Source organism: Pelomonas baiyunensis (genome assembly GCF_043555935.1).
Classification (GTDB): Bacteria; Pseudomonadota; Gammaproteobacteria; order Burkholderiales; family Burkholderiaceae_C; genus Pelomonas; species Pelomonas baiyunensis.
The window spans coordinates 201,939-224,876 of sequence record NZ_JBIGIB010000002.1 but is presented as its reverse complement, the minus strand read 5'-3'; the positions used below and the strand labels follow the sequence as shown (position 1 = coordinate 224,876).

Here is a 22,938-nt window from a genome sequence, read left to right as displayed (position 1 = left end):
GGGCTTCAACGCGAAGCCTCCACGGCCTCATGCAGGATTTGTGCGAAGACCTGCGAGGCGACGCGATGGCCGAATTGCGATTCCACCAACTCGCGCGCGGCGCGCGACAGTTTCAGTCGCAGCACCGTGTCTCGCAGCAGCCGCAAGGTGGCCTCCGCCAGCGCCGCCGCACCATCCGCGCGCAAGAAATGCGTGCCATCGGCCACTGCCAAGCCCTCGACGCCGATCGTGGTGGACACCACCGGCAACCCCATGGCCATGGCTTCAAACGCTTTGATGCGCGTGCCGCCGCCGACCCGCAGCGGAATCACGAAGGCCAAGGCGTCGCGCGCATGGTCACGCACATCGTCCACAAAGCCGGTGAAGCTGACGCCTGGCACGCGCCGCTCCACCAGGGCCGCCGGCGGGTTCTTGCCCACCACGCGCAACTGTGCGTTGGGCACCTGGGCCAGCACGTGCGGCCACACCTCTTCGATGTAAAAGCGGATGCCATCCACGTTGGCTTCCCAGTCCATCGACCCGGTGAACACCACGACTGGTGCATCACTGGTTGGCGCCTGCCAAGCGAAAAAGTCCAGATCAACGCCGGTGGGAATGGCGCGTGCGGTTTGAAGGCCGTCGTTCTGTTGGAAGGTTTCAGCGTCCCGCTCAGAGACAGTCACCACGCGGGTGAAGCGGGCCAAGGCGTCGTGCTCGAACCGGCGCATCTTGGCTGCCTGGGAGGCCCACAGCCAACGCAACAAAGCGCTGGACGCGGTCTTGGCATGGCGCGCAAAGATTTCGGCTTCCACGTTGTGCGTGAAGCACACGCTGGCGCCAGACCACGCCGCGGGGCGCAACACGGCCGAGTGAACAAAGTCGAACACCACCACGTCGAACGCCTCGCCCGCGAGCAACTGCTCCACCGCGGCGAGCGCGGCCGGCGTGCGATCGCTGGCCACATTGATCGGCAACGCCGAAAGCAGGTCCGGCGCTCGCTGCCAGCGCGGCCGTGCCGGTGCGGGTGCCCAACCCACGAAGCGATGGCACAGCCCGCTGAGTGCCTCTTGCCAAGCCGACTGTTGCTGCGCATCGGCAGGTGACACAAGCGTGATGTCGAACTCGCCGAGTTCCTTCAGCCCACGCAGGATATTGCCGGTGCGGATCTTGCCCCCGGCATCGGCTGGGAACAGGAACACGGGCGAGATGAATGCCAGCCTCAAGGGCCGCGTGGCCGTACCGGGCAAATTCGACGCGTTGGCCTCGCTCACCAGCAAATGCCCTCGTAGGCGGCGAAACCGGCGTCTCGCAGGTCGGCATAGCCGTTCAGGTCCACGACACGCGCGCCCTGTGCCAGCGCGATGATGCGCTGCCGGGTCTCTGCATCGGCATGGCCCACCACCACCACTTCGGCACGCGCCAGCGCCGCGTCGGGGGTTTCGTGCAGCAGCTTGTCCAGGTGCGGAATCTCGCGGTCGATGTATTCCTTGTTCTTGCCGAGCAGGCGCGCAATCTTGACGAACTTGTCATAGATGGCGAGGTCGAAGCCCTTGCCCAGCAGCTTCTCCGCGAGCACCACCAGCGGTGAATCGCGCAAGTCATCCGTGCCCGGCTTGAACGCCAACCCGAACAGCGCCACGGGCTTGCGTCCTTGGGCGGCGATCAGGTCGTAAGCGCGCCCGATATGCGCGTCATTGCTGGTCAGCAACGAGCCCAGAACGGGGATGTCCACGCCCTGCTCACGGGCGATGGTGAGGAAGCCCTTGACCTCTTTGGGCAAGCACGAGCCCCCGAAGGCAAAGCCGGGGCGCAGGTAGGCCTTGGAGATGTTGAGTTGCTTGTCTTCGCAGAACAGTGCCAGCACGTCGCGCGAATCGAGTCCGGCTTCCTTCAGCACGGCGCCCGCTTCATTCGCAAACACGATCTTGAGGGCGTGGAACACGTTGCAAAGGTACTTGACCGACTCCGCCACGCCCACGTCCGCCGCCACAAAGCTGCCGGGCACGCCGGTGTAGAGGCGCTTCATCACCTCAACGCCCGCGTCGTCCAGGCTGCCCACGATGGTTTGCGGTGGGTTGTGGAAGTCCGAGACCGACGATCCCTCACGCAGGAACTCGGGGTTGAACACCAGGCTCAGTCGATCGCCAATCTTGCGGCCGGCGGCCTCTTCGAGCCGGGGGGCGATGCGCGAGCGTGTGGTGCCCGGCGCGACCGTGCTGCGAATCACCAGCGTGTGGTGCCCCGGCTTCTTGGCGATTTCGGCGCCAATCTGCCCGACGACGGCATCCAGCGCCGTCAGGTCCGGCATGTAGTTCGGCAGGGACGGCGTGGCCACCGAGATCAACGAAACCTCGGTGCCCTGGACCGCCGCTGCCACATCGCTGGTGGCCGTCAGCTTGCCGGCCTTCACCGCGGCGGAGATCAGCTCCTCGATGCCCTCCTCGACCACCGGCGACTGCCCGGACGCAATGAGCTCCACCTTGAGCGGGTTGATGTCGACCCCCACCACCTCATGGCCGAGCTCGGGCAGGCAGGCGCATGACACGGCGCCCACATAGCCCAGACCGAAAACCGAAACCTTCATCTTGTTGTCCTTGTTGAATTCAGGCGGCCGCACGTGCTGGCGCGGCACCCAGACCCGCATTGCGCAGGAAGGCATCGAACATCAGCAGCACCCACAAAGGCTGCGCATGGTCCATGGCGCCGCGCTCGTGCTGGTCCAGCAAACGGGCAATGGTGGCCGCATTGAACCATCCGGTCTGCGCCAGCGCGCCGTGTTGCAGGGCTTGCCGGGTCTGTTCGCGCAAGGGGCCGCGCAGCCAACGCGCCAGCGGCACCGCGAAGCCCATCTTGGGTCGGTACAGCACGTCATTCGGCAGCATGGGCTCCAAGGCCTTCTTGAAGATGTACTTGCCCTCTTGGCCCCGCAGCTTCAGGCCAGACGGCAGCGTGGCCGCCCACTCGACCAGCGGGTGATCCATCAGCGGCTCACGCACCTCCAGGCTGTGCGCCATGCTGGCGCGGTCCACCTTGGTGTTGATGTCGCCCGGCAGGTAGGTGTGGATGTCCAGGTACTGGATCAGCGCCAAGGGGTCATCGGTGTTGGCGCGCCGCGCGTGCTGGTGGAACACATCGCTGGCATGCCACCCCTGGAGTTCGCGTTTGAACGTGTCGCTGAACAAGGCCTGGCGCAGCGGGTCTCGCACCAGGCCCATGGTGTTGAAGTAGGCGTCGACGGAATTGCGCGCAATCGCCTGAAATGTGGTCTTGGCGCGGAACACACGCGGCGCCCAGTCGGCCTTGGGGTACAGCTTGGCCAGCGGGCCGAAAACGCCCTTGCGCAAGGCCAGCGGGAAGGCGCTTCGCATGCGCTCTTCCATTAAGTGCATCTTGTAGCGGCGATAGCCCCCCAGGCTTTCGTCGCCCCCGTCGCCACTCAGCGCGACGGTGACGTGCTTGCGGGCCAGCTCACAAACGCGGTAGGTCGGAATGGCCGACGAGTCGGCAAACGGTTCGTCGTACAGGTGCGCCAGCAGATCCACCAACCCAAAGTCATCGCTGTTGACGGTCTCGACCCGGTGGTTGGTTTGGTAGCGGTCCGCCACCATTTGCGCGAATTCAGTCTCGTTGAACTTGGGATCGTCAAACCCAATGGAGCAGGTGTTCACCGGCTGCCCGTCGAGCTGGGCCATGGCCGCAACGACCGCACTCGAATCGACGCCGCCGGAAAGGAAAGCGCCCAGCGGCACCTCGGCCTTCATCCGCAGCTTGACCGACTCGGTCAACCGCCGGCGCATCTCCTCGGCCGCCTCTTGTTCGTCCAGCTTGGCGTCGAGCGTGAAGTGAATGTCCCAGTATCGATTCGGCTCGCCCAAGGGCTGCCCGCGCTTGACGAGCAGGCGGTGACCGGGCGCCAACTTTTTGGCGTGCCGGTAAATCGTCCACGGATCAGGCACGTAGCCGAGCGCGAAATACGCTTCCACGGCGCGCGGGTCGATCTCCTGGCGCAGCCCGCCGTGGGCCATCAGGCTCTTCAGTTCCGAGCCGAAGAGCAGCCAGCCGTCTTCCGTTACGGCGTAGTGCAGCGGCTTCACGCCCAGGCGATCGCGGGCCATGAAGAGGCAATCCCGACGCCGGTCATGAATCATGAAGGCGAACATGCCGCGCAGGTGGTGCACGCAGTCCTCGCCCCAATGCTCCCAAGCGCGCACGATGGCCTCGGAGTCGCTCTTGGTACGGAACACATAACCGTGCCCGCGCAACTCGTCCATCAACTCGAGGTAGTTGTAGACCTCGCCGTTGAACACCAGGGCCACCGACTTGTCGTCGTTGAAGATGGGCTGCTGTCCAGTCGCGATGTCGATGACTGACAGGCGGCGGTGCCCGAAGCCCACGCCGGGCTCGATGTGCAGATCGCCTTCATCCGGCCCCCGGTGGTGCTGCGACTCGTTCATCCGGTGCAGCCGATCGCGCTCCGGCAAACGCTGGCCGCGGGTGTCAAATAAACCAGTGATGCCGCACATGGGAAGTGGCTTGATCCAAGCAGTGGAAACGGACCCGACGCGCTCAGCGCGGGCAACAGCAGATTCTTACCGAGCTTGGCAAGGCCCCTGCCCATTGGACGGCCTGGCCGTGACAGGGCTCACAGGGAATCCCCCCGACCAAGGGATGCGCTCACATCAACCCAGCGACGGAATCAAGTGCGGGAACCCGAAGCGTACAGGTCGCCATACGCTGCGACCATGCTGTCCAGGCTGAACTGCTGGCGCGCGCGTATCAGCCCGGCTCGGGCCCATTGAAGTCGCTGCTCAGGGCGCCTAACCATGTCAGCCAGCGCTTGCGCCAGCGCAGCACTGTCTTGTGCGGGCACCAGCAGGCCCGTCACACCCGCATCGACGAGTTCCGGATTGCCGCCCACGTCGGTGGCGACCACCGGGCAGCCGCAAGCCATCGCCTCAAGCACCGTGTTGCTGATGCCCTCCGCCTGCGACGGCAGCGCAAAGATGTCGACGTGCGGCAAAAGGGCGGCAACGTCGCTGCGGTCGCCCGGCAACCAGGCCTGATCGGCCACACCTGCCTCAACGAGGCGCTGACGCGCTTGCTCCAAGAGCGCCCCCCCCCCCAGCATGACCAGCCGCAGGCGTGGCCACTCGACCGGGCACAGTGTGCGCAACCGAACAAACGCCTCGACCAAGTTCAGCGGATCCTTCACCGCTTGCATGCGCCCCACCGCCCCGATCACCAGGTGCTCTGCCCGCCGAAACGGCCAGCCCGGTGGCGGCGAATCGCACGGGGTGAACCGCGCGGTGTCCACGCCATTGCAAATCCGCTGCACCCGCGACGGCGCGAAACCGACCGGCCCGGTCAAATACGCCTCCAGGGCACGCGACAAGGCCACGAATCGATGCACACCCACACCGTACACGCGCCGAAGACGCTGGTTGGTGACGCTGACCCCACCGAGGTCATGGGTGTCCCAGCCATGTTCGCTGTGCACGCGCAGCGGCACACGCGCCGCCCACGCCGGCCACTGGAACTCCATGGCGCCCAAGTTGCGGGTGTGCACGACGGCGGGGCGCAGCGCTCGCAACATGCGGTAGACGCGCGGATACAGCCACAGGCCCTGCCCCGGCGGCTTGTTCAGGGCGATGAACTGCGTGCCCGGGGCAGTCACGCGCTGCTTGAATTCGGTGATCTCGGTCACCGCAACCACGGCGTGGCGGAACGCCGGCAGGTGGTTGATCAGGTTGACGACCCCGTTCTCCAACCCGCCCGTGTCAAAACGGTGCAGCAGGTGAACGACCAGCGGACGCGGGTCGCTCCCCGCCGCGCTCACAGGCGCCAGACGCGGAAGCCCGCGCCAGCAAGCGCCTGGGCATCAAAGGCGGCTTTCACATCGATGAACGCGCCGCCAGCAACCAGCTTCTCGCCGATGGCGGCCGGGGTGAGCGACGCGTATTCCCGATGCGACACCGCCGCCACGATGGCGTCCGCCTTCGGCAATTCAGCAAACGGCACCAGCGCCACACCGTACTCGTGCATGGCTTCTTCTGCCTCGGCTTGCGCGTCGGTCACGTGCACATCAACGCCATAGGTCTTGAGCTCGTTGATGATGTCGATGACTTTGGAATTGCGCAGGTCGCCGCAGTTTTCCTTGAACGTCAGGCCCAGCACATTGACCTTGGCGCCCTTGATCGGGCTGCCGCTGGCGATCATCTGCTTGATGGTCTGCTCTGCAATGAATTTGCCCATGCCGTCGTTGATGCGACGACCGGCCAGGATCACCTGGGGGTGGTAGCCCAGCATGTCGGCCTTGTGCGTCAGGTAGTACGGATCCACGCCAATACAGTGGCCGCCCACGAGACCGGGCTTGAACTTCAGGAAGTTCCACTTGGTGCCGGCCGCTTCCAGCACCTCGGAGGTGTCGATGCCGAGCTTGTCGAAGATCACCGCCAGTTCGTTCATCAGCGCGATGTTGAGGTCACGCTGGGTGTTCTCGATGACCTTGGCGGCCTCGGCCGTCTTGATGCTGGATGCACGGTGCACGCCAGGGGCGATGATCTTCTCGTAGACCTGCGCCACCTTCTCCAAGGTCTCAGGGGTGTCGCCGGACACGATCTTCAGGATCTTCGTGAGCGTATGCTCTTTATCGCCCGGGTTGATGCGCTCCGGGCTGTAACCCACGAAGAAATCCTGCTTCCACTTCATGCCGGATTCACGCTCGAGCACGGGGATGCAGACTTCTTCCGTGGCCCCAGGGTAGACCGTGCTCTCGTACACCACGATCGCACCCTTCTTCATGTGCCGCCCGACGCTCGTGCTGGACCCGATCAGCGGCTTGAAGTCTGGGATGTGCGCCTCGTCCACCGGCGTGGGCACGGCCACGATGATGACGTCGGCCTCGCCCAACATGGCGGGGTCGGCCGTGTAGACGGCATGCTTGGCGGCCTGAACTTCTTCGTCACTGAGTTCGCGGCTCGGGTCGGTGCCGCGTTGGCAGGCTTCCACCTTGTTCTTGGCGATGTCGAACCCGATGGTGCGCATCTGCTTGCCGAATTCCACCACCAGGGGCAGGCCTACGTAACCCAGGCCAATGACTGCGATCGTGTTCATGCGAATGGTTCGCTGAGGAAATGTGATTGGATTGAGGGGGATTGTCACTGCGACGCGCGGCCCGCCGCCGCGCGCGTTGCCTGGAGCTGTTGCTCCAGCATCGCACCATGCTGCCGCAGGAAGTCCCGAAGCAGCCGGTCGTCCGGGCCAACCGTGGCCTTGTTGGCATAGACCACCACGGCAGCAGCGTCATCGCCATGCCCCAAGAATTGCTGCCAGGCACCGTACAGCTTGGCCTGCCAATCGCTGACGAAGTAGCGTCCGCCGACCCAATACACATGCAACGCGCGAAGGCGTAGCGCGCCACTGCCATCACCACTGACCTGGCTCAGCGCTTGTCCACGCAACTCTGCCGTGCGCCAAGCCTGGTCACCCAAGTTGGTCACGCCACTGCTGGTTTGAGCCCACGGGGTGAATTCCTCGTCATTCACGAGACGGTTCACGGATGTGACCAGTTGGCGCCCATACGTCTGGTGCCGGTAGTAGCCCACATAGAGGCCAACCGTCGCGCCATCCGCGTCAGCGACCCAGTGGCCGTGAAGACGGGCCGCCGGATTCACGTAATGCGGCTCCCACCCGGTCAGCGGCACGGGCTGCCATTGCCAACCCGCCAGTTTTGCGGGCTGCAGCACCGGGGCCTGAGCGTGATCGATCACCTCTGCCGTATGCATCCGCCACAGGGCAGGAACAGCCAGCAGCACCAGCGCAGCCACCCAGGTGAGCGGGGCCCACCGGCTGCCATTGACACGGGCGCCCTGCTCGGGGACCGTTGTGGTCCGCTGCACGGGATCTGGATCTGCCCAGCGCGCGCCCATCATGAACATCGCCAGCATGATGATGCCGAAGAAAACCCAGCCATAGATGATGTGGTCCACCCCCACGGCGAGACGGTTGCCCGACAGGTGACCGAGCATGACGATCATGTAGGCGCGCAGCCAATTCGCGACGAGAGGCGTGACCACCGAGACCCCGACGAAGGCCCAACGCTTGCGATTGCTTTGGTAGTTCAAATAGGCGAACAAGGTGCCCACCATCACCGAAGCCATCAGGTAGCGGATGCCGCTGCAAGCCTGCACCACCGACCACGAGCCGGTCGGGATGACGAATTGAGTTCCCTCCCGAAACACGGGAATGCCGGTCGCACGCACAGCCAGCACGGTGAAGTCGGCCGTGCGCTCCACCAGCCAGGGAGTCAGGAAATCGCCAAACGGCACGGCGAAAAACAAGAAGCCCAACGGAAACATCACGCGCGATGCGATGGGGGACCCGAGCACCGCCGGCACCAACACCACCCCCATGCCCACCAGCGCGAACTGCGTGGCTGCATTGGCAGACGCCAGATCACCCAGCAGCCACAGCGCCCCCAGGGGCAACAGCGCCACGAGCCACATCGGGCTCGATTGCGGCACCAGCACGGCCAGTTCGCCGCGCAGCCGCCAAACCAGCCACACAGACAGCGGCGGCACGACCCAGGCGTGGGCAAAGGTCTCCGAACGATTCCAGATCTCGACCATGGCCGCGCCGGTCGGGTAGTACAACGCAGCCAAAGCCAGCCACGCCACCACGAGCACGGCCAACGGTCGACGCCAGTGGGAAGGCAACGCCATCATGGAGACTCCAGTTCGCGATCAAACACGCTCAAATGAGCGTCCCAGCTACACGAGCGGACCACGTAGTCACGCGCTGCGGCACCGGCGGCACGCGCCTTGGCAGGATCCGACAGCCAGCCCGCCAGGGCTTCCACGTAGTCGGCCTCGCACTCGGCCGCCTTCAAACCTTCGACGGGCTTCGCATCGATCGCCCGCACACAACTCGCTGCTGCCACCACGGGCTGCGACATGGCCATGGCCTCCAGCACCTTGTTCTGCACGCCACGCGCCAGGCGCAGCGGCGCCACCACCGCCGCGGCATGCTGCAGGTAGGGGCGAACGTCGGGCACCGTGCCGGTGACGCGCACATGGTCCCCCGCCAGTGCCTGCACGGCCGCCGTGGGGCTGCGCCCAACGATGTGAAAGCGCAGGCGCGGGAATCGTTGCCGCAGCTCCGGCAGGATGGCCGACACGAACCAGCACACCGCGTCGACATTGGGCCAATAGTCCATGGCGCCCGTGAACACCAGCGGCAGCTCGCCCTCGGCGAACGGGCTGGGGCACTCAGCCTGCGGCGAAAAAAAGTCCGCGTTGACGCCGTTGCCCGACGCGGCCAAGCGGGCTGCGGGGTCGGTTCCGAGCGAACGGAACAGGGCCACCTCCTGCTCGGTCACGAAGAAACTGCACGCCACCCGGGCCGCCGTGCGTTGTTCAAACTGCAGCAACTTGCGGAATTCGCGCCGATAGAGCCAAGACAGCGGCCAAGGGTGCTCGGGGGCGTAGTCCCGCCATTTGGCGGAATCCACATCCACGAAATCGACCAAGGTCCGCACCCGGCCCAGATGCTGGGTGAACTGCGCCATCACGCCACTGAACACGACCACGGCATCGAACCCCACGCGCGCAGCCGTCTCGTCGACCCAGGCCTGCAAAGACGCATCGCGGTAGTAAGGCAAGCTCAATGCCTCACCGGTACAGAGGCCGCGCAGGCTCCACAGTTTGGCCCGCTTGGGTTCGAGGCGCGCCACATGCATGCTCGAGCACAGCGCCCGTACCTTGGGCACATGCTGCTCGTCGTCCGGATCGTCGACGAATGTACCGAGATGCACCTCGTGCCGCGCGGCCAGGTGCTGCAGCAGATGGAAGGACCGCACCTTGTCGCCCTTGTTCGGCGGGTAAGGCAGCCGGTGCACCAGCAGAAGGATCTTCATCCGAGGCTCTTCACGATGAAGGGCCCCAACCAGTTGGCCACGCTCAGCGGCAACCGGCGCCACGCCTTGATCATCAACTGGTACTTGGGATTGTTCGGGTTGTTCTGCGGCACGGAGTCCCGTGTGAACAGCCGGTATTCATACGACAGCGGCTGGGGCTCAAAGCCCCAGTTCTTCTTGAACGCGTACGGCCCGGTGCCCTGCTTGCTTCGACCGAAGTCGAACACTTTCAGGCCGCGTGCGCACGCGCGACGCAGCAGCTCCCAGTACTTGTAATCATTGGCGGCCAAATCGCGCGCCAGCGGATGGTCGCCCGCGTAGTAAGGCAGCACCTCGTCGCGGAAATAGAAGCTGAGCACCGACGACACCGGCTGCCCCTGCGCTGACACCACGGTCAGCACCTCGGCATCCGGACCGAATTCATCGAGGAGGGCTTGGAAAAACCGCTTGGGCAACGCCGGCGTGCCGTGCCGGTGGACGTTGTCGGCATAGAGCGCAAAGAAGCGCTCCACGCCCACGTCGATCTCGGCGCGAAGTTCGTTCTTGATGGCCTTGCGCACCATGGCGCGCTGCTTGCGCGGAATGGCCAGCATGTTGGCCTCTTCCTCCTCCAGGATCTCCTTGCGAAAGGTCACGTAGAGGTCCTGCCGCGGCCACTCTTCATGGCGAGGTGCGCCCAAGTAGCGAAGTTCCAAGTGATCGGCGCCAGCATCGCGGGCCAGACGCTCCGCCTCGGCTTCAAGCGCCAGCGCCGCCTGCGAATCCGTCGCCAGGACGCCGCCATAGACCGCAAAGGGCACGCTGGTGAACGCATGTCCGAACAAACGGCTGCGCACTTGCGCCAGAGGCAGCACGCCTGCGATGACACCATCACGGCTGGCCAGCAGGTAAGCGCCGCGGTGTCCGAACACCGATTCGATGACACGCAGCCACCCGCTTCGGTGAAAAAAAGTCGCTTGCGGATGCGCGAGCACGAACGCGTCCCAGCGCGCAGACAAACTCGCGTCCCGCGCATCTAAGCGCGACAGTTGAAGGGGCGCGCTCATCTCAAGCCTGTCGCCGCATGGCGTCGTCGGGGGCGGGCAAAACTAGGCCTTGGCCATGCAACTTGCTGCAACGGTTCATTGGCCCGCTCCCGCGTGCTGCAAACCCGCCTTGGCGCCGAGAAAGATTTCGTCCATGCGCCCCCAAGCGAAATCGTCCAGCAGCCGCGCGATACGCCGATGCGTACGGTTGATGTTCACGTAGTGCCGGAATCGGGTTTTCGCGTCGATGCCTGGCACTCGGGGCTGGTCCGCATCGATCTCCCAGGGGTGGAAATAGAACACGGCGGACTGGCCATCCCGTTCGTTCACACGCCGAATCAACCAACGCGAGACCGCGTACGGCAACAGACGGAAATAACCTCCGCCACTGCTCGGCAAGTTGCGAGAACCCATGCGCACGGTGGTCACCGGAATTTCCAACAACCCCTCTCGCACCGGGTAGGCAAATCGCGGCGAATCGGGCATGCCGTAGTGGTCGTGCGCGATGGGGTACACACTGCTGGAATACCGGTGCCCGGTCTCCTTCAGCACATCAAACGCCCAAAGATTGCTCTTGCCAATCGAGAAACTCGGGGCGCGATACCCCTGGATCGGCACACCGCCCAGGTCTTCCAGCAGACCTTTGGCGCGCAGCAAGTCTTGGCGGAATGCGGGCTCCGACAAATCACTCGCGCGCTCGTGACCGTAGCCATGGCTTGCCAATTCGTGCCCGCCCGCAACGATGGCCTTCACGACCGCCGGGTACCGCTCGGCAATCCAGCCTAAGGTGAAGAACGTGGCCCGAATCTGCTTCTCATCCAGCAGCGCCAGGATGCGATCGATGTTTTGCTCGACACGGCATTCGATCGTCGGCCATCGATCACGGTCGATGTAAGGCGCGAATGCCGAGACCTGGAAGTAGTCCTCCACGTCAATGCTCATCGCGTTGCGGGGCCGGGTGGTTGCCGTGGGCATCAACATGGCAGTCCCTCTCACTGCTGCTTGACCGCGTCGACCAGCTTTTGCAGCAATGCCAGCGTTTGCAGGTTGATGCGCTCCAGACGCATCATGCTGCGCTCCAGGCGTTGCAAGCGGTCTGCGTACTGTTCGTTGCTCAGGCTTGCCAGTTCGCTTGCCAGCGCGTCTGCATCCCCCAAGCCCGCGCGCAGGCGCGCGACGTCCAGGGCCATGGGTGCACTGTCAAGCCCGACGGGGCGGCTGTCCGACAAGCGGCCTGCGAGGCTGTCAGGCCCCGAAGCATCGGCAGCGCGCGGCGTCTCGCTCTCTTGGGCGATGTCACGCAGAACCTCTTTGACGTCGGCGAGCGTGAGATGCGTGCGCCCTTGCATGAACCCCAGCAGCAGCAGGCGGTCGCACAAGCGGTTGATCCGGCGCGGAATACCGTTGCTGGCTTTGTGAATGGCAGGGTAAGCGTCGTGCTCAAACGTGGGTTTGCCCGAGGAGCCAGCGCACTTGAGTCGATGCTCCATGTACCGCTGGGTCTCATCTTCGTCCAGGGGCCCGATATGGCACGTGGCTGCCACCCGCTGGCGGAACTGCTCCATCTCGGGCTTCTGCAGGATGCCCCGGAACTCCGGCTGCCCCACCAGGAAGGTCTGCAGCAATGACTGGTTGCTGAACTGGAAATTCGACAGCATGCGCAGTTCCTCCACCGCACGCGGCGTCAGGTTCTGGGCTTCGTCAACGATCAACAAGCAGCGCTTGCCTTGGGTCACCTGGCTGACGAAGAACGCTTCCAGCGACATCAGCAACTCGGACTTTGGCGCGTCCTTCACGCGCACGCCGAACGCTGCGCCCACCATCCGCAGGGTGTCCTCAGCATCCAGCTGGGTCGTGACGACATTGCCAATCACGACATTGCTGCGGTTCAGGCTGTCCAACAGCCCCCGCAGCAACGTGGTCTTGCCCGCCCCCACTTCGCCGGTGATGACGATGAAGCCATCGTTACGCAAGACACCGTAGTCCAGATACGCCTTGGCGCGGCGATGCTGCTTGCTGCCGAAATAGAAATTGGGGTCAGGGCTGAGCTGAAACGGCTTGCTGCTGAGCCCGTAGAAGGTTTCGTACATAGCGGTATCCGAGAACGGATTCAAACGCGACGCGGCGGCGCGCAGTTCAGCAACCCGCACGGGGCAGGCAACGAATTCATGTCAAAACTGTTGGGTGAGCGTCGCGTACGCAGCGTTCTCCGTGTAGGGCGTTGCACTCGCGAATCGGCTGTGCCGCGCCCCCAACTGCACGCTCACACGGGCACCCAAGCGGGTATTCAAATTGGCCAGCAGACTGCGCAAGCGCGTGTGCGCCAGGGCTGAATCACCCTGGCTCCGCTGTTGCGAAGCGGTCAATGCCAGCCCCGTGACCGGCGTCAGTTGATAACTACCGGTCAATGCGTAGGAGCGCTGCTCTACCGCAGAATTGGTCGCCAAATCGCCCTGATTCAAGCCACTCGCCACACGGGCGGTGATCGAGCGATTCAGCGTGGCGGTCAGGTTGGCCCGAATGCCTTGGAGTGTGAAACTCAGGCTCTGGTTGTGCAACCGCGCCGGGCCGGACGAAAGAAAACCCACCGCCGCCAAGGCGTCGGGAGCGAGGCCCAACGACGTGATGTAAGCCCGCACCAGCGTGTCACGCTTCACAGGGTCTGGCTCCTGGGACGCGAACAACTGAAAGTACAAGTCGTAATTGGTTCGGATGCCACCGGGCGCACCCGCCGTGCCCACACTGACGGAACGGCTGTCAGACGCCTGCACCGCTGCATGGCGAATGCGGTGCTGGAAGCTGAGGGCGTGGCTGTCACCATAGCTGTGGTGCTGCCAGTTCCCGCTCAGCCGGGTCCGCACCGTTGGGGTCCACTCGACGCCGAATCCTCCCGTCGGCCGCCCAGTCGCGCCGGACGCCCTGTCCAGGTAGTCGTTCCACTCCTGACCTGCATTCAGATTCAGCGCCCAATCGGGGTCAGGCTGGTAATCAACCCCACCCAGCACCGACCGGGTGTGGTTGGACAACGATTCCTTGGGCGCCACTTGCTGTGTGTTGGCCAACGCGTACCAGCGCAATACACCACCGCCCAGCGGGTTCACACGCAAGGTCGCGCCGCGCGAGTGACTGTCACCCAAAGCGCTGCCGCGAACCTGCGTCACCGACGCAGTCGCCCGCAAATCCACCGCCAAGGCCCCTGCAAGCTGCGTGCGAAGGTTGGGCGACACGGTGAGCGTGCCGGTTTCCCGGCGGTTCGGGTTGTCCAGCGCTGATACCGACCCTTGCGCGCCGAGAGTAGGCGTGGCCTGCAGCCCGAAGGCTGAAGCGTTCTGCTGCCCAATGGAAGCCTGAGCATCCACCACCAAGGTCTGAGGGACGACCTCCGCCTGCAAGTTGGCCGAGAGCGCGTTCTGGAAGCGCGACGGGACTGAGGTCTTCACATAAGCAATGCCATTGAGGGCGTAGTCCAGTGAGCCTCGGATGCTGCCGCTGTTCTTGACGTAACTCAGGCCGGGCGACACCGTCGTAACGAGCGCTGCATCCTTGTTTTGGTCATCCAGCCGCAGGTTGTCCGTCCAGGACTGGGACACGCTCAATCGAGGGCGCAAACCACCACTCGGCGGCGCGCCGCCATCGACCTGCTGGGCTTGCGCTGCCCACGCAGACAACGCCAGGCACGCAGCCGTCCAACGGAATTCAGGTTTGCGCTGCGTCATTGCCACCGTAGCCATACCCATAGCCATACCCGTAGCCATAACCGTAGCCATAGCCACCGGCCGCGTTCGGACTGGCCTGGTTCAACACCATCATCTTCACCGGGCAGGCCTCAATGGCCGCCAAGGCCTGTTGCACCGCACTTTGCGGCGTCTTCTCGGCGTGCACCACCACAACGATCTGGCCCATGTGCGAAGCCAGCACGCGAGCTTCGGTCGTGAGCAGCAGGGGCGGGGAATCGAAAATGATGATCCGATCGGGATATCGCTTGGCCATCGTGTCCACCAGGCGTCGCATCGCGTCACTGGCCAACAACTCGGTCGCCCGCGGGTGCGGCGTCCCACTGGGCAGCAGCGTCAGCTTCTCGACGTTGGTACGCAACAGCACGTCCGACATCTCGACACGCTCTTCGAGCACATCCAGCAAACCGGGCCCCTGCGGCAAGCCCAGCATGCGCAGCACCGAGGGCCGAGCCACGTCAGCGTCGACCAACATGACCGTGTTGTCCAACTCTGCGGCGATGCTCAGCGCCAGATTGATCGACGTGAAACTCTTGCCCTCGCCGGCCAAAGCGCTCGTCACCATCATCAGGTTCGCGTGGTTGATCGTGGCCGCGCCACGCCCCATCGCGTTCTTGATCAGCGGACGCTTGATGACACGGTACTGATCACCCGTCTGCGACCGCGGCATGTGCGGCATCAAGAAGCCTTGCGCAGCCAACGCCACCACATCCAATTCGACCCGCTTGGAAGACGACAGCGGCGCATCTTCCACCGCCGGCACGGCGGCAGACGCACCCGACACGGCGGCCGCATCAGCCACGACGTCAACAGGCATCGCAGCAGCGGTCTCCACGCTGGGGGCGGAGGCTGCCGACGGACTTTCATCACCAGGCAACACCACGCCTGCTTGCCGCAGTTGCTCCAACCGCTGGGCGGCTTGCTCAATGAGGCTCGTCATCTCAAACCACCTGTCGACTCAACTGCACAGCCAACACCGTCAATGCGACGGCAAACATGGCCAACAAAGCACCGGCTCCAGCCGAGAACCGAATCAAATCCACCCGCTGGCGGGCCCGGTCCGCATCGGTGACCAGCCGCGTCACCACCCCAAGAATGGGCAACTCCACCCGCGCCCGCAAGTCGTCCGCATCGTGGAACACCGGCCGCAGCTGGCTCGCAGCAAACGTGGTGAAGACACCAATGCCCAGGGCTGCCGCCATGGCACCAGCCAGCAACAACAGACGGTTCGGCGCCACAGGCTTCGGATTGGCACGCGGCGGGTCGATCACGCGGAAGTCGGCCACCCCGGAGGCCACATCCAGTTCGCCCGAAATAGATGCCTGCTCTCGGCGCTGCACCAACTCTTCGTAGTTGCGCTTGTGGATCGCGTAATCACGGTTCAACTGAGCAGCTTCCGCCTCCACTTGTGGGGCCGTTTTCATCGTCGACAGCGCCTGGGCGTAGCGGGCGGAGTACTCATCCACCCGCGCCTTCAATGCAGCCACCTGCACTTCGGCCGTGGCCTGAATACGGACCAACTCCTGCATGGCCAAACTGCCCCCGACCTGCCCGACTGACGGCGTGGGCACGTTCATCGCAGCTTTGCGCAACTCCGTGATTTCGCGTTTCTTTTGGTCTTCGAGGTCCTTGATCAGCTTGCGGGTCGAGATGATGTCGGGATGCTGGTCGGTATAGCGCTGCAGCAGCGCATCCAGACCCCGACGCAACTCGGCCAAACGGGCATCCAACTCAGGCGTGCTGACATTGGCCACCGATTCCTGAATCAAGCTCTGCGCCGTCGTCTGACCGCCGCCGCGGCTCTTTTCGCCCTCCAACTGCGCTTTGGCCGCGTCGCGCGCGTTCAGTGCCTCGCGGTACTCCAGACGCGCCCGCTCCAACTGGGCACCAAGTTCAGAGATGCGCGCCGCAGAGTCCTTGCCATCACCGGCCATGCTGGACAGGTTTTTCAGCCGAAACTCTTTGAGCCGAGCCTCGGCCTCTTCCAACTTGGCCTCGTACGTCTTGATCTGCTCGTTGATGAAGGTCGCGGCGGTCGAGGTGTCCTTGCGGGTCGCCCCGAGGCTCGATTCCACAAAGATCGACACCAGCGACTGGACGACGCGCTTGGCGGTCTCCGGATCACTGTCGCGATAGCCCAAGATGTAGAGATTGTCTCGGCCACTGCTTTGAATCGAGAGGTTGCTGGTCACCGTCTCGATCGTCGCTTCTTGCTGCGCCTTCGACTGGTTCTTGAGGTCCAAATCAGCCATCCGAACCAGCTTTTCCACGTTCGGCCGACTGATCAGGGTTCGGCTGAGCATGGTGACCTGCTGCTCGACGTTGGGCTGCACCGCCAAACCCGACATCAGCGGCTTCAAAATCGACTGGGTATCGACGTAAATCCGGGCGCTGGCCTCATACCGATCTGGCAGCACGAAAACCACGACCGCACCCACGATGCCGGCAACCCAAGCGACACCCAAACCCACCCAGCGGTATTTCCACATCCGCCGAACGATGTTCAGCAATTGGCCAATCAGCAATTCCATGCAGAAATATCTCGGTTAAATCAGCAAAGCCGCCCAGTCTTCAAGCACTCAGAAACTCAGAAAAAGCTCTGAGGAATGATCAGAATGTCGCCAGGGCGCATTTCCACGTTGGCGGAAACATCACCACGCTTGATCAGATCCTTCAACCGAACAGAATATTGCTTGTTACCTTCAGCAGTGCGGAGAATAGTTGCGCTGTTACCCGAGGCAAAATCTGTCAGACCGCCCACCGCGATCATGACGTCCAACAGCGTCATCTTTTGCTTGAACGGCAAGAACTGGGGCTTTGCCGCCTCGCCCACTACGCGAATTTGCTCGCTGTAGGGGCCGACAAAACTGGTCACGATGACCGTCACGACGGGGTCGCGAACATACTTACCCAACTGTTTCTCAACCTCACGCGCAACTTGAACGGACGTCTTGCCCTGGACCACCATTTCGTCGACCAAGGGCGCCGCGATCTTGCCGTCTGGGCGAACGGGCACCGCCATGGACAGTTCCGGGTTACGCCAAACCATGATATTCAAGCTATCACCGGCCCCAATGACGTATGAGTAGTCATCATTGGCGACAACCGCCGGAGCCGGTGCGAAGTTTTGCGTGGCACACCCAGCGGCAGCGACCGCCAAGACAGCCGAGGCCAGAACGCGGAACATGGATTGCGCGAAGAGCTTCACGAGTGGATCTCCAGAGAAGGAACGACTGCACCGTGAAGGACGGGCAGCAATCGCCGCGGCAGGCGGCCGAAAACAAGCAGCGGATGATGCCATAGGCCCACCTGGGCAAAGCACCGCCACCCCGTGACTGAAGGAGAATCCGCGCACAGTGTTTGACCACCAGCCACCCGGCCGCAAGCCCATGCCAGACCTTGCCTCAACCCTGCCAACCGCCGCGGTCTCGGACTGGAGGAAAGTGCTGGGCGCCGACCGGGTCTATTGCAGCACTGAGATCCCCCAACACCATCGATCGGACACAGCCTCCGGCGGCCATGCGCCAGCGGCGGTATTGAAGGTGGAGCGCGCCGATCAGATCCCGGCACTGCTGCAGGTCGCCCGACAACACCGCACCCCAGTCCACCCAATCAGCACCGGCAACAACTGGGGCTACGGCAGTTCGTTGCCGAATCAACCAGCCGCCGTCGTGCTGGACCTTTCGGAATTGACGGGGATTATTCACTTCGACCCGGCGCTCGGCGTCGTGACCGTCGAACCCGGCGTCACCCAGGGCGCGCTGGCGGCATTCCTCGAAAGCGGCGGACACGATTTCATGGTGCCCGTCACCGGCGCAGGCCCCACTTGCAGCGTCTTGGCGAACGCACTTGAGCGAGGCTACGGGATCACCCCGCATGTGGATCACTTCGCCGCGGTCACCGACATCGAAGCGGTACTCGCCGACGGAACCGTTTACAAGAGTGCGTTGCATGAAGCAGGCACCGAAGAACTCGCTCGGCTGTTCAAATGGGGAATTGGCCCCTACTTGAACGGCCTCTTCACGCAAAGCGGATTTGGCATCGTCACGCGAATGACGATTGCTCTTGCCCGACGCCCCGCCTGCACCAAGATATGCCTGTTCAATTTGGCAGACGACCGCCTGTTGGAGCGCGCCACCGAACGGATTCGCGAACTACTCCAAGAACTGCCGGGAATCCTTGGCGGCGTCAACCTGATGAATCGCCACCGAGTATTGGCCATGACGGCGCCCTACCCCGCCCCTTCCTCGCTGGACGAGGACGGACTCATGCCGGAGGACATGGTCAACGCGCTTGGGAAAGCCTATCAAATCGCCCCCTGGACCGGCTTCGCGACCTTGTACGGCACCCAAGACGTCGTCAAAGCGGCGCAACGTCATATCAGGCAAAAACTGAGGGGCACAGCAACGCGCTTGCTTTTCTTGAGTCCATCCAACGTCGACTGGATCGCCAAAGCCGCTGGCGCACTACCCGGAGAAATCGGCCGCCGATTGCAACGCACCGCCAATACTCTCCGGGCCTCGATGCAACTGGTACGCGGCCGCCCCAACGAAACAGCGCTTCCGATCACGTATTGGCGGAGCCGCTTGGAACAACCCAAGTCGGGGCACAACCCGGCTCACGATGGCTGCGGCCTCTTTTGGTACGCCCCGCTCGTCCCCATGAGACCTGACAGTGTGCGGAAGTTTGTCAATTTCGCAACCGCGACGTTGCGACATCACAAACTCGAGCCTTTGATCACGCTCACCAGCCAGGGCGACCGTTTGTTCGACAGCACGATTCCGCTGTTATTCGATCGCAAAGACCCCAGCGCTTCCGACAGCGCCCGGGAAGCACTGGAAACCTTGATCACCAGCGGAAGATCCTTGGGCTTTTATCCGTACAGGCTGCACATCCAAAGCCAGGAAGCGCACGGCCAACGGCAAGCGACCAGCGCACAACTCGCCAAACGACTTCGACGCGCTTTGGATCCAGACGATTTGCTGGCGCCCGGCCGCTACGACACTGCGCCAACGCGCACGCCGTCGGACGGCTGACCAAGCTCAAAGCTCGCGGGGCGGCGCATTGCGGCCGAGCATGGGGATCACCAAGCGACGATAGAACAAGCCGATTCCGGCCCACATCGTGATGAACCAAGGCGGCACACCACCGGGAACATCCAACGGATACCGCCACTCCCCGAACGCAACACCCACGTACTCGATCAGCGCACCCAAAACGAGCATGTGTCCGGCGTAGGCAAAGTCAGCCGGCTCATGAAACACGACAAACGCGACGCACAACACGACCGCCGTCACCCAAAACAACAGCTGCTGGTCAGTGACGACAGAGAAGGCCGCAGCAAAGCCCAAAGCCAACGCCCAGGTGACAAGGGGCCTGCGCACCGCCGGGCCGGAATCACGCCAAAGCCGATCCACATGCGTCAAGTAGAAGCCCCACATGACGAGTTCATAAACCGGCATACCCAGGACATCCGGACGCGTGAATAGAAATATGCCCTGATGCAGGGCCGAAGCGTTCATGCCCGTAAAAAATAGGCAAATTGCGGCTGCGGTCAGCAACTCCTTGCGTTGCAACGGCCAGAAAAGCAGCGTCCAAAGCAGCAAGAAAACTATCGCTTTGGTCAGGTTGCCAGGCACATACGCCAAGACCAACAGCGTCACAGCCACTTGAAGCAGAGCATCACGGACGCGAGCACGAGTCATTGCATCACACGCCAAAGTCAAAATGTCACGAACGCATTCAGTGAGGATGAGCCACCTGGAAGCTTGAACAAAGCTCCCCGAGCCTCACTCCAATGCAAACAAGAATTGCGCAAAAAAAAGCGACCTCTGTCGAGGTCGCTCTTCATCGGCGGAAGAAGCTTAGGCCGACTTGCGACGACGGGCAATACCAACACCCATCAAAGCAGCACCCACCAGAGCCAGAGAAGCCGGCTCAGGCAACTTGGCCAGACCCTTCACCGGGTCGTCGATGGCCAGTTGCCAACCGTTCGGGCCAGCGCCACCCGCATCGGACAAAAGAGCGCAGACGCCGTTGTCGACCGTGCAGAAGCTGTTCTTCGCGAGCAAATCAGCCAAACCGCCCAGCAGCGAGTTCGTGTTGAACCGATCGTACTCGGAACCACCGGTCACCTTCAGGTAGCCGCTCGCCACACCGCTCAGCGGCGTCGTGGCATCGAGAGAGCCAGAGACGGTGATCGGCGACAGGCCACCCAAGATGCCCGGCACGTAGTCAGCGGACAAGAACAGTTGGCCGTTGGCCACGTTGGAGATGCCGTTGTAGCAGAGCGCGTTGACCACACAGCCACCGCCTGCAGCTGCATAGCCAGACAAGCCTTGAGCAGAGCCATTGGCCGCCGCGTACGAGCCGGCAGCGTTCAGGTAAAACGCAGCAGAGCCGCCGGTCGAGCGGAGGAAGCTACCGCCGCTCGAAGCGTCGGTGGTGATGCCACCGAACACGCCAGTCAGCTCGGCGCCGTTGTCGCCGTCAGCCCAGATGGTCGTGGTGCCGTAGCCGATCGTCTGAATCGACGTGATCTTCAGGATGCCGAAGTTTTGCGTGCCAGCGGCAAACGGGTTGCCCGAGAAGGACTCGAAGCCCGCCAGCTTGATGCTGAAGGCGCCGTTCCAGCCGACGGGGACGTTTTTGAAGCTGAACGTCGGCGCCGCTTGCGCGGTCAGCGCAGCGAGGCCAAGAGCGAGAGCAGCGAGCTTGGATTTCATGGGAACTCCTCAGTGGGTTCAGATACTTGCTAGCAAGAGTGCCAGTCGCAGGGGATAAAGCACACACCGTGCCAGCAGCAAGAGCAACCCCGTAAGTGATTGATATTGAATGACAATTCCGGGGATCTCCACCGCAACACAGGAGACCCAACTCGGACCTGTAAAGACTTCCGACATCGGCTCAAGCCGTTAGCTCCAGCGAACCTCGAGCGTCACGGCTGCACCGCAACTTAAAGACCGCCTGACGCCAACAATTGAGAGATCAAAGGTCTTCCGCGACCTGGCCGGTCTCGAGTGCGCTGACGCAGCGCCGCCAAGCGGAATCCGCCTCCTCGAGGCGAAAACCGTAGAAGAGCCCCTGCTCTCCGACGTGCTGTCGGACAACCGTGACGTCCAGCGTCGCCGTCTCGTCAACACCCAGCTCAACGCGCGCAACGCCGTGCGCGTTGAGCGGCAACTTCAATTTCGATTGCGCCTGGAATCCGGTCAGCGACAGTTCAATGACCGTCAGCACGACGGTTTTGCCTTCGTCGTCTTGAAGTTGGATTTGTGCTGGACAACGCAGCGAGAAGCGTTGGTGCCGGCGCATGGCACTGAAGCTTTGATGCTTCGCACTGACCATCGGAAGCACGGGCCGGAACTCGGGCTGGTCGTAGATGGACCACAACAGCGCGCGACGTCGATCATCGAGTTCATCGAAAACTCGACTCCGTTGGTTGAAAAAATAATCCAACATGGACGGCGTCAGCACCGGATCTGTTGTCGTGAAATACTTGCGACGCGGCAGCCGGATATTCGGAAGCTTCAGCGTTACAAAGTATTTGTACAGGTTTTTCCGGTCGGTCCGAGCGTTATAAACGCGCCGAAACGTATCTTTCGCGCCGGGCAAATCAAGAGTTGCCCCAATCGCCGGCGCCCCGTTGGCGAAATCGTATCGATCGACCGTCTTTTCCTGAATGCGCTCGAAAAACAGGAGTGACTCGTACATTTCGATGCGATCCGGATTGACCGCGATCACCAAGTGCCGCGTATCGAAGTACTCGGTGCAGTACTCGTACATGAACTTCATGAGCGGGAACAGGATCGCACCGCCCGTTTTGCGATAGTCCTTGTGAACGGCCAGCGCAGAGATCTCCGCGATTTGCCCCTGCCGAAGCCGCACTTCGCTCAGGTCAAACACAGCCTGCATAGGGAAGCCGAACACCCCCTCCCGGATCATCGACATGGTGCCGACGACTTTCCCGTCGTACTTGGCGCACAACGTCGTCGTCGTCGGCAGCGCGTGGTACATCGTGATCCGCATGCCGGTCTCGGTCGGCTTCATGAAGCCGCTCGAAACATAGGCGTCATGCAGGATCTTGAAGCACGCTTCCAGTTCCTCTTGCGTGTTGGCGACCTTGAGCTCCAACCGCCCGTCGGGCGCGGGATCGCAGTCGATCATCCTGCGGTACAGCGCGAACTTGGCATCGCGTGGCAGCGATGCCATTGCGGATCGCATCAACCGGTGGACGGTCTTCCGGAAACTCGCTTGCTTGATCGCCATAGCCGAATGGTCGCACGAC

The 22,938-nt window shown here is 62.9% G+C and carries 18 protein-coding genes; 1 reads left to right on the top strand and 17 read right to left on the bottom strand.

Annotated features, from left to right (window positions below; translation table 11 throughout):
* Positions 1–5: 5 nt before the first annotated feature.
* From ACG01O_RS07380 to ACG01O_RS07315, 14 genes are all read right to left on the bottom strand, one after another.
* A complete protein-coding gene (locus ACG01O_RS07380) occupies positions 6–1,178 on the bottom strand; it encodes a glycosyltransferase family 4 protein (RefSeq protein WP_394383035.1) in 1,173 nt (390 codons plus the stop codon).
* 68 nt (positions 1,179–1,246) lie between these two features.
* Positions 1,247–2,563: a nucleotide sugar dehydrogenase gene (locus ACG01O_RS07375; protein WP_394383032.1), complete on the bottom strand. Its 1,317-nt coding sequence runs from the start codon at positions 2,561–2,563 to the stop codon at positions 1,247–1,249.
* 19 nt (positions 2,564–2,582) lie between these two features.
* Complete coding sequence (locus tag ACG01O_RS07370) at positions 2,583–4,502, bottom strand: XrtA/PEP-CTERM system amidotransferase (RefSeq protein ID WP_394383031.1); 1,920 nt, start codon at positions 4,500–4,502, stop codon at positions 2,583–2,585.
* A 173-nt stretch (positions 4,503–4,675) separates the two neighbouring features.
* A complete protein-coding gene (locus tag ACG01O_RS07365) occupies positions 4,676–5,815 on the bottom strand; it encodes a TIGR03088 family PEP-CTERM/XrtA system glycosyltransferase (RefSeq protein ID WP_394383029.1) in 1,140 nt (379 codons plus the stop codon).
* The gene (locus ACG01O_RS07360) at positions 5,812–7,092 is read right to left on the bottom strand and encodes a nucleotide sugar dehydrogenase (protein WP_394383028.1); all 1,281 of its coding nucleotides are present in this window, start codon (positions 7,090–7,092) and stop codon (positions 5,812–5,814) included. The genes ACG01O_RS07365 and ACG01O_RS07360 overlap by 4 nt, the downstream gene beginning before the upstream one ends.
* A gap of 44 nt (positions 7,093–7,136) precedes the next feature.
* Positions 7,137–8,702 (bottom strand): exosortase A, encoded by a 1,566-nt coding sequence (gene xrtA / locus ACG01O_RS07355; protein WP_394383026.1) that lies wholly within the window; start codon positions 8,700–8,702, stop codon positions 7,137–7,139.
* Complete coding sequence (locus ACG01O_RS07350) at positions 8,699–9,955, bottom strand: TIGR03087 family PEP-CTERM/XrtA system glycosyltransferase (RefSeq protein ID WP_394383024.1); 1,257 nt, start codon at positions 9,953–9,955, stop codon at positions 8,699–8,701. The genes xrtA and ACG01O_RS07350 overlap by 4 nt, the downstream gene beginning before the upstream one ends.
* Positions 9,889–10,938: a FemAB family XrtA/PEP-CTERM system-associated protein gene (locus ACG01O_RS07345; protein ID WP_394383022.1), complete on the bottom strand. Its 1,050-nt coding sequence runs from the start codon at positions 10,936–10,938 to the stop codon at positions 9,889–9,891. The genes ACG01O_RS07350 and ACG01O_RS07345 overlap by 67 nt, the downstream gene beginning before the upstream one ends.
* A 75-nt stretch (positions 10,939–11,013) precedes the next feature.
* A complete protein-coding gene (locus ACG01O_RS07340) occupies positions 11,014–11,898 on the bottom strand; it encodes an XrtA system polysaccharide deacetylase (protein ID WP_394383019.1) in 885 nt (294 codons plus the stop codon).
* Positions 11,899–11,909: 11 nt separating this feature from the next.
* Entirely contained in the window at positions 11,910–13,007 is a 1,098-nt protein-coding gene (locus tag ACG01O_RS07335) for an XrtA/PEP-CTERM system-associated ATPase (protein ID WP_394384189.1), read from the bottom strand.
* Positions 13,008–13,088: 81 nt separating this feature from the next.
* Positions 13,089–14,633 carry a TIGR03016 family PEP-CTERM system-associated outer membrane protein gene (locus tag ACG01O_RS07330; protein WP_394383016.1) on the bottom strand — a complete coding sequence of 515 codons (1,545 nt, stop codon included), beginning with the start codon at positions 14,631–14,633 and terminating at the stop codon, positions 13,089–13,091.
* A complete protein-coding gene (locus tag ACG01O_RS07325) occupies positions 14,614–15,591 on the bottom strand; it encodes an XrtA-associated tyrosine autokinase (RefSeq protein WP_394383013.1) in 978 nt (325 codons plus the stop codon). Before ACG01O_RS07325 ends, ACG01O_RS07330 begins: the two co-directional genes overlap by 20 nt.
* Before the next feature lies 1 nt (position 15,592).
* A complete protein-coding gene (locus tag ACG01O_RS07320; RefSeq protein ID WP_394383011.1) occupies positions 15,593–17,182 on the bottom strand; it encodes an XrtA system polysaccharide chain length determinant in 1,590 nt (529 codons plus the stop codon).
* A 56-nt stretch (positions 17,183–17,238) separates the two neighbouring features.
* Positions 17,239–17,838, bottom strand: a complete 600-nt coding sequence (locus ACG01O_RS07315; protein WP_394384187.1) for an XrtA/PEP-CTERM system exopolysaccharide export protein — start codon at positions 17,836–17,838, stop codon at positions 17,239–17,241.
* A gap of 202 nt (positions 17,839–18,040) precedes the next feature.
* Between ACG01O_RS07315 and ACG01O_RS07310 the strand changes: the two genes are divergently transcribed.
* On the top strand, positions 18,041–19,687 hold the full coding sequence (locus ACG01O_RS07310) for an FAD-binding oxidoreductase (protein ID WP_394383008.1): 1,647 nt from the start codon (positions 18,041–18,043) through the stop codon (positions 19,685–19,687).
* Between the two features lie 6 nt (positions 19,688–19,693).
* On the opposite strand, the gene ACG01O_RS07305 is transcribed toward ACG01O_RS07310, so the two are convergent.
* The 3 genes from ACG01O_RS07305 to ACG01O_RS07295 all read right to left on the bottom strand — a co-directional run bounded on the left by ACG01O_RS07305 (position 19,694) and on the right by ACG01O_RS07295 (position 22,919).
* Positions 19,694–20,314 carry a hypothetical protein gene (locus ACG01O_RS07305; protein WP_394383006.1) on the bottom strand — a complete coding sequence of 207 codons (621 nt, stop codon included), beginning with the start codon at positions 20,312–20,314 and terminating at the stop codon, positions 19,694–19,696.
* A gap of 201 nt (positions 20,315–20,515) precedes the next feature.
* Positions 20,516–21,376, bottom strand: a complete 861-nt coding sequence (locus ACG01O_RS07300; protein ID WP_394383004.1) for a PEP-CTERM sorting domain-containing protein — start codon at positions 21,374–21,376, stop codon at positions 20,516–20,518.
* Positions 21,377–21,638: 262 nt separating this feature from the next.
* On the bottom strand, positions 21,639–22,919 hold the full coding sequence (locus ACG01O_RS07295; RefSeq protein WP_394383002.1) for a GNAT family N-acetyltransferase: 1,281 nt from the start codon (positions 22,917–22,919) through the stop codon (positions 21,639–21,641).
* Positions 22,920–22,938 lie beyond the last annotated feature (19 nt).